This is a genomic window from Burkholderia seminalis (genome assembly GCF_001718535.1).
Lineage (GTDB): Bacteria > Pseudomonadota > Gammaproteobacteria > Burkholderiales > Burkholderiaceae > Burkholderia > Burkholderia seminalis.
Genome location: NZ_CP013398.1, coordinates 3,319,411 through 3,331,203, shown reverse-complemented (window position 1 = coordinate 3,331,203; position 11,793 = coordinate 3,319,411). Strand labels below are relative to the sequence as shown.

10 protein-coding genes are annotated in these 11,793 nt (G+C 66.4%); all 10 read right to left on the bottom strand.

The features are described from left to right. Positions 1-8 precede the first annotated feature (8 nt). The 10 genes from WJ12_RS15055 to WJ12_RS36760 all read right to left on the bottom strand — a co-directional run bounded on the left by WJ12_RS15055 (position 9) and on the right by WJ12_RS36760 (position 11,604). On the bottom strand, positions 9-1,313 hold the full coding sequence (locus WJ12_RS15055) for an NAD(P)/FAD-dependent oxidoreductase (RefSeq protein WP_049033422.1): 1,305 nt from the start codon (positions 1,311-1,313) through the stop codon (positions 9-11). A gap of 99 nt (positions 1,314-1,412) precedes the next feature. After that, entirely contained in the window at positions 1,413-3,005 is a 1,593-nt protein-coding gene (locus WJ12_RS15050; protein ID WP_034190329.1) for a DUF3138 family protein, read from the bottom strand. A gap of 113 nt (positions 3,006-3,118) precedes the next feature. Continuing rightward, positions 3,119-3,958, bottom strand: a complete 840-nt coding sequence (locus WJ12_RS15045) for an ABC transporter permease subunit (protein ID WP_034190330.1) — start codon at positions 3,956-3,958, stop codon at positions 3,119-3,121. Continuing rightward, on the bottom strand, positions 3,955-4,941 hold the full coding sequence (locus tag WJ12_RS15040) for an ABC transporter permease subunit (RefSeq protein WP_034190331.1): 987 nt from the start codon (positions 4,939-4,941) through the stop codon (positions 3,955-3,957). The genes WJ12_RS15045 and WJ12_RS15040 overlap by 4 nt, the downstream gene beginning before the upstream one ends. Before the next feature lie 10 nt (positions 4,942-4,951). After that, entirely contained in the window at positions 4,952-6,106 is a 1,155-nt protein-coding gene (locus WJ12_RS15035; protein ID WP_034190332.1) for an ABC transporter ATP-binding protein, read from the bottom strand. 188 nt (positions 6,107-6,294) lie between these two features. After that, the gene (locus WJ12_RS15030) at positions 6,295-7,410 is read right to left on the bottom strand and encodes a polyamine ABC transporter substrate-binding protein (RefSeq protein WP_034190333.1); all 1,116 of its coding nucleotides are present in this window, start codon (positions 7,408-7,410) and stop codon (positions 6,295-6,297) included. A gap of 61 nt (positions 7,411-7,471) precedes the next feature. Next, positions 7,472-8,905, bottom strand: a complete 1,434-nt coding sequence (locus WJ12_RS15025; protein WP_069245719.1) for an aspartate aminotransferase family protein — start codon at positions 8,903-8,905, stop codon at positions 7,472-7,474. 37 nt (positions 8,906-8,942) lie between these two features. After that, entirely contained in the window at positions 8,943-10,280 is a 1,338-nt protein-coding gene (locus WJ12_RS15020; RefSeq protein ID WP_034189111.1) for a glutamine synthetase family protein, read from the bottom strand. A gap of 30 nt (positions 10,281-10,310) precedes the next feature. Beyond that, the gene (locus tag WJ12_RS15015; protein WP_059558890.1) at positions 10,311-11,096 is read right to left on the bottom strand and encodes a gamma-glutamyl-gamma-aminobutyrate hydrolase family protein; all 786 of its coding nucleotides are present in this window, start codon (positions 11,094-11,096) and stop codon (positions 10,311-10,313) included. A gap of 283 nt (positions 11,097-11,379) precedes the next feature. Beyond that, positions 11,380-11,604: a hypothetical protein gene (locus WJ12_RS36760; RefSeq protein WP_072437498.1), complete on the bottom strand. Its 225-nt coding sequence runs from the start codon at positions 11,602-11,604 to the stop codon at positions 11,380-11,382. Between the last annotated feature and the right edge of the window lie 189 nt (positions 11,605-11,793).

The window sequence follows — 11,793 nt, the reverse complement described above, 5'->3', positions numbered from 1 at the left end:
AAAGGAGTTCAGAACAGCTCGCGCACGCGGTGGTACAGCATCCCGAGTTCGAGCGCGGGTTGCCGCCATGCGTCGCCCCCGGGAAAGCGCCGGTGACGCAAGCGTGCGAACAGGTCGAACGCGTGCGTGTCGCCCGCGATCGCGCCAGCGATCGCGCGTCCGGCGATGCCGGTGAGCGCGACGCCGTGGCCGCTGAAGCCCTGGACGTAGAAGAAGTTCGGATCGAGTGCGCCGAAGTCCGGCGCGCGGTTGCGCGTGACGTCGACGAAGCCGCCCCACGCGTGGTCGACGCGTACGTCGCCGAGCTGCGGGAACACGCCGACCATGCGCTGCCGGATCGCTTCGGCGAGCGCGGCGGGCGAGGCGCCGGCCGAGTTCGCGCGGCCGCCGAACAGCATCCGGTGGTCGGCCGACAGCCGGAAGTAGTCGAGGAAGAAGTTGTTGTCGCACACGGCTTCGCGGCGGGCGATCAGCGCGTCGGCGCGCGTCTGCCCGAGCGGCTCGGTCGCGATGATGTACGACGCGATCGGCGCGATGCGGGCGGCGGTCGCGGCCGGGAGAATGCCGCCGGGCCCCGCGTTGCAGCACGCCACGACGAAGCGGCAGCGCACCTCGCCCGACGGCGTGCGCACGACGGGCCGCGCACCGCGCACGATGTCGAGCGCCGGCGTGTGCGCATGCAGCGCGATGCCTTCGCGGCGCGCCGCGTCGGCGAGGCCGAGGCAGTACTTGAGCGGATGCAGGTGGCCCGACAGCGGATCGTGCACGCCGGCCAGGTAGCGTGTCGATGCGATGCGTGCGCGGATCTCGCCGGTATCGAGCCATGCGAGCGACGGATGGCCCCATCGCGACGTCGCGGCTTCCATCCACGCGCGCAGGTCGTCGATGCGGCGGGGTTTCGTCGCGACCGTCAGGTAGCCGCGCGTGAAGTCGCAGTCGATCCCGTAGCGCGCGATCCGTTCGGCGATCAGCGCGACGCCGTCGAGCGACAGCGACCACGCGGCACGCGCGCCGTCGGCGCCGAGCTGCCGCTCGATCACCTCGTCCTTCGCGAAGCCCGTGATCGCCTGGCCGCCGTTGCGGCCCGACGCGCCCCAGCCGGGCCGGTGCGCATCGATCACGGCGACGGACAGCCCGCGCGCGCGGCAATCGAGCGCCGTCGACAGGCCCGCGAAGCCGGCGCCGATCACGCACACGTCGACGTCGATCGCGTCCTCGAGCACCGGATCGTCCGCCACCGGGCGTGCGACCGTTGCTTCGTAGTACGAGTCGCGCGCGAGCGCATCCGCGCGGCGGGTGAAAGACTGCGTCATCAAAACGTCTCCTTCGAAAAGGCGGCAAGCTGCGCGCAGCCACCCCTGAAAACGGCACGGGACGCCGTGCGCGCGGCACGGCGTCCCGCGTGTGGTGCGTCAGAACGAATAGATGAACTGCGTGGCGAGCAGGTCGTTGGACTTGCCGTACGAACCGTCGTTGCGCAGGAACACCTTGTTGTTCGCCCAGTCGTGCCGGTATTCGACCTTCACGGTGATCTGCTGGGTCGGATAGAACAGCAGGTCGAGCGCGACGTCCTGGCGTACCGCCCCCTTGCACTCGAAGCCGAGGCCGCCGCCGGCCTTCGACTGCGCGAGGCAGTCCGCGTCGACGCCGAAGCCGTTGCTCGGATCCATCCCGTTGCCGTTCAGCGCGATGCCGCCGCCGCCGCCGCCGTTCTTCGAGTTGGCGAGCAGGTCGTAGCGCAGCGTCACGCCCATGCGGCCGACCACCGGCGCGTTGAACTTGCGGTGCGCGAGCAGCGACAGGCCGTACCACTGCGCGAGCCCGCCGTTGAACGCCGCGTGCTGCTGCCGGCCGTAGTCGACTTCCGCGTTGTACTGAATATCGGCGAGCGTGTAGGTCGCGTCGAGTTCGCCGAAGAAGAACGAACCGTATGCGCTCGGTGCCGCCCCGCCCGGGCCGTAGTGGACGACGCCGTTGTCATCGATCGCGCTCGACAGCGTCTGCCGCCCGATGTTGAACGAACCGCCGATATCGAGCGCGCTCGACCACGTGTAGTCCGCGCGCGCGGTGAAGGTCGGCACCTTGTTGCTGGTGGTGATCGGATCGCCGAGCGCATTGGTGCCCGTCTGCGTGACCGAACCGTACGTGCGGTACTGCTCGTTGCCGAGGAAGAACTTCCACGCCCAGTTGCCCTTCGTGTAGTTCGCGCCGACACCGACGTAGCTGCCCGGATCGGAGAAATCGTACAGCAGGTTGTGCGTGAGCGTGAGCATCTGGTTCGACTGCTGCACCTCGTAGCCGCCGAAGCTCGGGATCAGGCCGGCGACCAGTGTCGTCGTGGCGGTGATCGGCACGTTGACGACCGCCGTGTTCAGCAGGTTGTCGGTGATCGAGCCGCGCGAGTTCTGCAGCAGCGTGATGCCGTTGCCGCGGTTCGGCATCAGCGTGATCTCGGCCGACGGCGCCATCGGGCCGACGCCGAACGTCTTCTTGATGTCGAGGTAGAGATCGCCGAACGTGCTGTTGAAGTAGTTGTACGCGTTCTCGTGGTTCGCGAACAGGAACGACGACGTGCCGGCCGCGCGGTTGTAGATGTAGGTCGGGTCGATGTAGCCCGTGACCGACAGGCCGGCCAGCGGGCCCGTGTTGGCCGCGTCGGTCAGCGAATCGACCTTCAGCTGCTGGTTCGCGATCTGCTGCTTCATTTCGCTGACCTCGTCGTTGGTCAGCGTGGCCTGTGCCTTGCCGTAATCCGGCGAGCCCGGATCGGCGGCCACCGCGACGACCTTGCCGCCGCCGCCCGTGCCGGCGCCTGCACCCGCGCCGGCAGTCGCGACCGCCGTGCCGCCCGGCTTCGCGGCGAGCTGCGCCTGCATCGCCTTCATCTGTTTCTGCAGTGCCGCGACCTGCGCCTGCAGCGCCTTGATCTCGGCGGATGTGGAACCGGCCAGCGCGATGCCCGGCAACGCGCCGGCCACCAGCAGGCAGATCAGTTTCTTCTTCATTGCGGATTCTCCTTGTCGTGCGCCTGTCAAATCGGGATCGAATCGCGCGCCCCCCCTGGGGCAGCGCGTCTTGCTTGTCTGCCGTGCTTGTTATCCTCGAAGCGGGTGGGCCGTCATGCCGCCGCGAACGCCGCCTTCAGGTCGGCCATGCGGCGCCGCTCGCGGGCGATCATCATCCGGTTCACGACGATCACGCCGATCGTCACGGCCGTGATGAACAGCGTCGCCAGCGCATTCATCTCCGGGTTCAGCCCCAGCCGCACGCGCGAGAACACCACCAGCGGCAGCGTCGTCGAGCCCGGCCCGGACAGGAACGCCGACAGCACCAGGTCGTCGATCGACAGCGTGAACGACAGCAGCCAGCCCGACAGCAGCGCCTGCGAGATCAGCGGCAGCGTCACCACGAAGAACACCTTCAGCGGCGTTGCCCCGAGATCGAGCGCCGCTTCTTCCAGCGACTTGTTCATCTCCTTCACGCGCGACTGCACGATGATCGCCACGTACGACACGCACAGCATCACGTGACCGATCCAGATCGTCAGCATCCCGCGGCCCTTCGGCCAGCCGAACATCTGCTCCAGCGCCACGAACAGCAGCAGCAGCGAGATGCCCTGGATCACTTCCGGAATCACCAGCGGCGCGTTGATCATCCCCGTGTACAGCGTGAAGCCCTTGAAGCGGCCGAAGCGCGCGAGCACGAAGCCCGCCCACGTGCCGATCACGACCGACGCGGTCGCCGTCAGGAGGCCGATCTTCAGCGACAGCCACGCGGCCGTCAGCAGCTCGTCGTCCTCCAGCAGCGCCGCGTACCACTTCAGCGAGAAGCCCGACCACACCGTCACCAGCTTCGACTCGTTGAACGAGTACACGATCAGGCTGATGATCGGGATGTACAGGAACAGGAAGCCGAAGGCGAGGACGCCCGTCGACAGCGGTTTGCTCGGCTTGATCATTTCGCTTCCTCCAGTTCCTTGACCTGGTAGTACTGGAACAGCGCCATCGGCACCAGCAACAGCAGCACCATCGCGACCGTCACCGCGGACGCCATCGGCCAGTCCATGTTGTTGAAGAATTCATCCCACATCACGCGGCCGATCATCAGCGTGTCGGCGCCGCCGAGCAGCTCCGGAATCACGTACTCGCCCACCGCCGGGATGAACACCAGCAGGCTGCCGGCGATGATCCCGTTCTTCGACAGCGGCAGCGTGATCCGCGTGAACGCGACCCACGGCTTCGCGCCCAGGTCGTATGCGGCTTCGAGCAGCGTCAGGTCCATCTTCACGAGGTGCGCGTACAGCGGCATCACCATGAACGGCAGGTACGAATAGACCATCCCGATGTAGACGCCCGCGTCGCTGTGGTACAGCCGCAGCGGCGTGTGGATGATGCCGAGCGCGATCAGCGTGTGGTTCAGGAGGCCGTCGTCCTTCAGGATCCCGATCCACGCGTACACGCGGATCAGGAACGACGTCCAGAACGGCAGCATCACGGCCATCATCAGCACGTTGCGGCGGTTCGGCTCCGAGCGCGCGATGTAGTACGCCATCGGGTACCCGATCAGCAGGCACAGCACCGTCGACACGGCGGCCATCTTCAGCGAGCTGAGGTAGGTCGCGATATACAGGTCGTCCTGCAGCAGGAACGCGTAGTGCGACAGCTGCAGCGCGAAGTGCACGACGCCGTCCTTGATTTCGACGAGCGACGTGTACGGCGGAATGCCCATCACCTGGTCGGCGAAGCTGATCTTCAGCACCAGCACGAACGGCAGCGCGAAGAACACCGCGAGCCACAGGAACGGCACGCCGATCGCGACGCTGCGGCCCGACGGCAGGAAGCGCGACAGCGCGGCGAAGCGGCCCGGGCGCGAGCGGCCGGCGGCCATGCTCGAGGCGCCGGCCGACACCGGCGTGGAAGGCGTGGAAGCAGAGGTTCTCATCGCGTCGCCCTCATTGCGTCAGCACGACGCCGCTGGCCGGCGACCACGACACGAACACGTCGTCGTTCCACGCCGGCGCGTTGTCGTTCATCAGGTGCGAGCTCGACAGGTTCGACACGACCGTCTTGCCGCTCGGCAAGCGCACGTGGTACAGCGAGTAGCTGCCCATGTACGCGATGTCGGTCACGACGCCGCGCGCCCAGTTGTGCTTCGAGCCCGGCTTCTCGCGCGACACGTGGATGCGCTCCGGGCGCACCGAGATGCCGACCGGCATGCCGAGCGGGCCCGTGACGCCGTGGCTCACGTACATGCGCGCCTCGAGGTCGTCGCTCTCGACGAAGATGTGATCGGGTTCGTCCTCGACGACGCGGCCCTCGAACAGGTTGGTCGAGCCGATGAATTCGGCCGAGAAGCGGCTGTTCGGGAACTCGTACACCTCGCCCGGCGCGCCGATCTGCACGATCTTGCCTTCGCTCATCACCGCGAGGCGGCTGGCCATCGTCATCGCCTCTTCCTGGTCGTGCGTGACCATCACGCAGGTCACGTCGACCTTCTCGATGATGTTCACGAGTTCGAGCTGGGTCTTCTGGCGGATCTTCTTGTCGAGCGCGGACATCGGCTCGTCGAGCAGCAGCAGCTTCGGGCGCTTGACCAGCGAGCGGGCCAGCGCGACGCGCTGCTGCTGGCCGCCGGAGAGCTGGTGCGGCTTGCGCTGCGCGTACTTGCCCATCTGCACGAGCGCGAGCGCATCGGCCACGCGCTCCTTGATCTCGTTTTTCGGCGTGCCTTCCTGCTTCAGGCCGAACGCGACGTTCGATTCGACCGTCATGTGCGGGAACAGCGCGTACGACTGGAACATCATGTTGACCGGGCGGCGGTACGGCGGCAGCGACGCGAGGTCCTCGCCGTCGACGAAGATCTTGCCGGAGGTCGCCGTTTCCAGCCCGGCGAGCATGCGCAGCAGCGTCGACTTGCCGCAGCCCGAGCTGCCGAGCAGTGCGAACAATTCGTTCTTCGCGATCGTCAGGTTCACGTTGTCGACGGCCGTGCTGTCGCCGAACTTCTTCACGACGTTTTCGATGCGTACGAACGCGTCGTTTTGCGGACGGGCCGCGGCGGCCGGTTGGGTCTGTCGTGCAGCAGCGGAAGAGGGTATCGATTGCATGGGAGTCACCATTCGTTCTTCACGGATTGCAGGCGTGAGCGTCCCCGCACGAGGCGCGCAACGCGACTCGCGGACAACGGCTCGTGCCGGATGGAACAGTGCGCGCGGCGCGCGCGGGCGGACGGAGGTCCGCGAATCTCAGGCGGGCAGGCGTGATGCGATGCCTGCGCCGCCGTAATGCATGACGATCAGTGGCCCGTCTTCAGCTGGGCCCACAGACGGTTCTCGAGGCGCAGGATGTCGGCCGGCATCGGCTTCATCAGCACCATCTTCTTCAGCACGTCTTCCGGCGGGTAGACGGTCGGATCCTGCGCGACGGCCGGCGTGACGAACTGGTGCGCCGCCTTGTTCGCGGTCGGGTAGAACACCGTGTTGGTGATCGCCGCGTTGACCTTCGGATCGGACACGTAGTTGATCCACTTCAGTGCGGCCTCGGGGTGCGGCGCATCCTTCGGGATCACCATCACGTCGAACCACAGCAGGCCGCCTTCCTTCGGGTTCGAGAACTTGATGTCGTACGAACGCTTCGCTTCCGCCGAACGGCGGTGCGCGATGCCGACGTCGCCCGACCAGCCGAGCACGACGCACACGTCGTTGTTCGCGAGGTCGTTGATGTAGCCGGACGAGTTGAACTGGGTGATGTACGGGCGGACTTTCTTCAGGACTTCGAATGCGGCCTGGTAGTCGCCGGGGTTCGTGCTGTTCGGGTTCTTGCCCATGTATTGCAGCGTGGCGGCGAACACGTCGACGGCCTGGTCGAGGAACGACACGCCGCAGCTCTTCAGCTTTTCCATGTTGGCCGGGTCGAACACCAGCGCCCAGCTGTCGACCGGCGCCTTGTCGCCGAGCGCCTTCTTCACCGCCTGCGCGTTGTAGCCGATGCCGTCCGTGCCGTAGGCCCAGGGCACGCCGTACTGGTTGCCCGGATCGGCGTCGGCAATCATCTTCATCAGCAGCGGGTCGAGGTTCGCGAGGTTCGGAATCTTCGACTTGTCGAGCTTCTGGTACACGCCGGCCTGGATCTGCTTGGCCATGTAGTTCGACGTCGGCACGACGATGTCGTAGCCCGAGCTGCCGGCCAGCAGCTTCGCCTGAAGCGTGTCGTCGCTGTCGTAGTTGTCGTACTTGACGTGGATGCCCGTCTGCTTCTGGAAGTTCGGGATCGTGTCCGGTGCGATGTAGTCGGACCAGTTGTAGACATTCAGCTCGTCGGCACGCGCCGTCGGGCTGGCGACCGACGTGAACGCGGCCGCGGCGGCAAGGGCGGCAACAGAACAGGCTTGGCGAAGAAAGCTGGCACGCATGGTGGAATTCCCCTGGTTATGGCGGCGTGCGGCGCCCGCCGCACGCCTGTAGGCAAAGCCGTTACGAAATACCCAGTTGCTGGGCGGTTGCATCGACGGCTTTCTTCGCCTTCGACACGAGTTCATCGATTTCCTGGCGCGTGATCACGAGCGGCGGCGACAGCAGCATCCGGTCGCCGGTCGCGCGCATGATCAGGTTGCCGTTGAAGCAGAAGTCGCGGCAGATCGTGCCGACGTCGCCGCCGTTCGCGAAGCGGCGGCGATCGGCCGGCGATTCGGCGAGCTGGAGGCTCGCGACGAGGCCGTGACCATGCACCTCGCCGACGATCGGGTGACGCGCGAAGGTCTCGCGCATCAGCGCCTGGAAGTACGGGCCCGTGTCGGTCTTCACGCGCTCGACGATGCCTTCGTCGCGCAGCAGCTTCAGGTTCGCGACCGCGACGGCCGCCGCGACCGGATGGCCCGAGTACGTGAGGCCGTGATTGAATTCGCCGTTGTCGATGATCGGCCGCGCCACGCGCTCGTGAATGCCGACCGCCCCCATCGGCACATAACCCGACGTGAGGCCCTTGGCCATCGTGATCAGGTCCGGCTCGAAACCGAAGTGCTGATGCGCGAACCATTCGCCGGTGCGCCCGAAGCCACCGATCACCTCGTCGGCGACGAGCAGGATGTCGTACTTGCGACAGATCCGCTGGATTTCCGGCCAGTACGTCGACGGCGGGAAGATCACGCCGCCCGCGCCCTGGAACGGCTCGCCGATGAACGCGGCAACGTTCTCCGCGCCGAGTTCGAGGATCTTCGCCTCGAGCTGCTGCGCGCGCGCGAGGCCGAACGCTTCCGGCGTCTCGCCCGGCTGCGCTTCGCCGAAGAAATACGGCTGGTCGATATGCACGATGTGCTCGACCTTCGACGGCATCTGCTCGTGCATGTAGCCCATCCCGCCGAGCGTGCCGCCCGCGATGGTCGAGCCGTGGTAGCCGTTCTTGCGCGAGATCACGAACTTCTTCTGCGGCTTGCCCTGCACGCGCCAGTACTGGTGCACGAGGCGCAGCACGGTGTCGTTGCCTTCCGAGCCGCTGTTGCAGTAGAAGAAGTGGTTGAAGCCGGCCGGCGTCAGTTCCGCGAGCAGCGCGGACAGCTCGATCACCGGCGGGTGCGTGGTCTTGAAGAAGGTGTTGTAGAACGGCAGTTCCTGCAGCTGGCGATACGCGGCGTCGGCGAGTTCCTTGCGGCCGTAGCCGACGTTCACGCACCACAGGCCGGCCATCCCGTCGATCACCTTGTTGCCGTCCGAATCCCACAGGTAGACGCCGTCGGCCTTCACGATCACGCGGCTGCCGGCGCGGTTCAGCGCGCCCATGTCCGAGAACGGGTGGATGTGGTGCGCGGCGTCGAGCGCGCGGTATTCGGCGGTCGAGCGTGCCTGCGTCGCGCGCGGCGCGGCGGCCGGCGCGGCCGGCTGGATCCAGGCAGATTCGTTGCGGTAAGTCATGTTTCCTCCGTGATTCCGTATTCGGTTGCGCGCACGTTCAGACGTGCAGCAGCAGATGGCGGCGTTCCCACGAGCTGATCACGCGGAAGAACGCTTCGTATTCGGTTTCCTTCAACGCGAAATACGCCTTCAGGAACTTGTGGCCGAGGATCTCGCCGAGCGGTTCGCACGCGGCCATCAGCGTCAGCCCTTCCTCGAGGTTGCGCGGCAACTGGTACGGCAGGTCGTAGCCGTCGCTGACGAGCGGCTCGGTCGGCTCCAGGCGCTGCGTCATGCCGAGATAGCCGGCCGCGAGCGTCGCGGCGAGCGCGAGGTACGGGTTGCAGTCGACGCCCGGGATGCGGTTCTCGATGCGCCGTGCCGACGGGCCCGAGTGCGGGATGCGGAAGCCGACCGTGCGGTTGTCGTAGCCCCACTGCACGTTGATCGGCGCGGCCATGAAGCGCGACAGGCGGCGGTACGAGTTGATGTACGGCGCGAAGATCGGCATCAGCGCCGGCGTGTACTTCTGCAGGCCCGCGAGGTAGTTGTAGAACATCGACGTCGCGCCGCCGGTTTCCGGCGACGTGAACAGGTTCTGGCCCGTTTCCTCGTCGACGATGCTCTGGTGCACATGCATCGCTGAACCCGGTTCGTCCTCCATCGGCTTGGCCATGAAGGTCGCGTACATGTTGTGACGCAGCGCGGCCTCGCGCACCGTGCGCTTGAACAGGAACACCTGGTCGGCCAGCGACAGCGCGTCGCCGTGCATGAAGTTGATCTCCATCTGCGCGGCGCCGACTTCGTGGATCAGCGTGTCGATGTCGAGGTTCTGCGATTCGCAGTACTCGTAGATGTCCTCGAACAGCGGATCGAACTCGTTGACGGCCTCGATCGAATACGACTGGCGGCCCGTTTCGGGGCGGCCCGTGCGGCCGACCGGCGGACGCAGCGGCAGGTCCGGGTCCTTGTTCATGTCGACGAGATAGAACTCGAGCTCCGGCGCGACGACGGGTTTCCAGCCCTTCGCCTTGTACAGGTCGAGCACGCGGCGCAGCACGTAGCGCGGCGAGATCTCGACCGGCGAGCCGTCGAAGTGCACGCAGTCGTGGATCACCTGCGCGGTCGGGTCGACGGCCCACGGGATCAGGCGGATCGTCGACGTGTCGGGCACGCACACCATGTCGGGGTCGGTCACGCCGGTCAGCGAGCCGTCTTCCGGATATTCGCCGGTGACGGTCTGCACCATCACGGCCTGCGGCAGGCGCATCGATTCGCCGGACGTGAACTTGTTGCGCGGCGTGATCTTGCCGCGCGCGATGCCGGCCATGTCGGGGATGATCGCTTCGATCTCGGTGATCCGGTGCTGCTTCAGGAAATCTTCGATGTCTTGCATGTCTGTTCTCGTGGGTTTGGGGCGGCGCGCTCAGGCGAGCGCGGCGGCGGCCATGGCGCGCGTGCGGGCAGTGCGGCGGGCGCGGCAGGCATCGCCGAAGGCGCGGAAGATCTCGCTCGACAGCGGGTCCTGCGCATGGCGCCATTCGGGGTGCCATTGCACGGCGAGGGCGAAAGCCGGTGCGTCGACGACGCTGACGGCCTCGATCAGGCCGTCCGGCGCGACGGCTTCGACGGCGAGGCCGGAGCCGAGCTGCGCGATGCCCTGCTTGTGCAGCGAGTTCACGTGCACTTCGTCGCGGCCGCCGGCGAGTGCATGCAACCGGCCGCCGGGCGTCAGGCGCACGACGTGCGCGGGGCCGTATTGCGTGTCCATCGGCGCGTCGTCGTCCTCGCGGTGATCGGCGAGGCCCGGCACTTCATGCACGCGCTGGTGCAGCGTGCCACCGCAGACGACGTTCAGCTCCTGGAAGCCGCGGCAGACGGCGAGCACGGGTACGCCCGCGGCGATCGCCGCGCGCAGCAGCGGCAGCGTCGTCGCGTCGCGTGCCGGGTCGTGCTTCGTGCCGGGTGCGCTCGGTTCGCCGCCGTACCGGTGCGGCTCGACGTTCGAATAGCTGCCGGTAAACAGCAGCCCGTCGACCGTGGCGAGCACGTCGTCGACCGACTGGCGCTCGCCGAGTGCAGGCAGCACCATCGCGAACGCGTGCGCGCCGTCGACGATCGCGGCGACGTATTTGTCGCCGACCGTGTGCGACGCGTGTGCGCCGATTTGCGTGAGGTCGGCGGTGATGCCGACGAGGGGTTTCCTTTCCATGACGTCTATCAGCTATCCAGAGGGTTGTTGCGTGCGGCTCGCCGGACGGCGCGAAACGCGGGCGTGCAACAGCCCCGCAGCCTGGCGCAAGGCGCAAGGCCGCTGGTGAATGGGCGCAACGGGATGGCGTGGCGATCCGCGCTGCGCGCGACGATCAGGCCGTCGTTCGTTTCATTGCGACACGCGACGCGGCAACGAATGCGCGAACGCGTTCCGTCACCGCACGGACCATGCGGTTGGCGAATCAGCGGATGAAACGAACGGCGTAAAGAAAGGAGAGGCGCTACGGCAGCAGCGACGCCACTTCGTCGGTATCGACGGCGACGAATGCGCGTGCGGATACGGCGTTGTGGCGCCGAACGGAACGACGAGACAGGATGGTGTAGATCGACAGATGCTGCAGGCGAGGACTATGCCAGCCGCAACTGCCATCGGAAGGGGATGCCGCGCTGCGCGAACTTCGCGCCACGCTACGATCCCACCTCACCAGAGGGCCACGGACTCTCACGATTACACTCGACTGGGTTGTTGAAAGTATTGAACACCCGATCTTTTCAACGCGCTGGGCGTTTAAAATAATCAAGGCGCCGGTTATGCGTCATTTACATTGATGGGCATCAATTTTTGCGTTGCAATAACGCTTTTTGCTGCCTGTGAAAACAAAATGACGCTGACCTGAGAGCCAGCATATACGAGC

Coding starts and splice junctions, on each gene's coding strand:
- WJ12_RS15055 (WP_049033422.1), bottom strand. CDS start 1,313: ATGACGCAGTCTTTCACCCGCCGCGCGGATGCGCTCGCGCGCGACTCG.
- WJ12_RS15050 (WP_034190329.1), bottom strand. CDS start 3,005: ATGAAGAAGAAACTGATCTGCCTGCTGGTGGCCGGCGCGTTGCCGGGC.
- WJ12_RS15045 (WP_034190330.1), bottom strand. CDS start 3,958: ATGATCAAGCCGAGCAAACCGCTGTCGACGGGCGTCCTCGCCTTCGGC.
- WJ12_RS15040 (WP_034190331.1), bottom strand. CDS start 4,941: ATGAGAACCTCTGCTTCCACGCCTTCCACGCCGGTGTCGGCCGGCGCC.
- WJ12_RS15035 (WP_034190332.1), bottom strand. CDS start 6,106: ATGCAATCGATACCCTCTTCCGCTGCTGCACGACAGACCCAACCGGCC.
- WJ12_RS15030 (WP_034190333.1), bottom strand. CDS start 7,410: ATGCGTGCCAGCTTTCTTCGCCAAGCCTGTTCTGTTGCCGCCCTTGCC.
- WJ12_RS15025 (WP_069245719.1), bottom strand. CDS start 8,905: ATGACTTACCGCAACGAATCTGCCTGGATCCAGCCGGCCGCGCCGGCC.
- WJ12_RS15020 (WP_034189111.1), bottom strand. CDS start 10,280: ATGCAAGACATCGAAGATTTCCTGAAGCAGCACCGGATCACCGAGATC.
- WJ12_RS15015 (WP_059558890.1), bottom strand. CDS start 11,096: ATGGAAAGGAAACCCCTCGTCGGCATCACCGCCGACCTCACGCAAATC.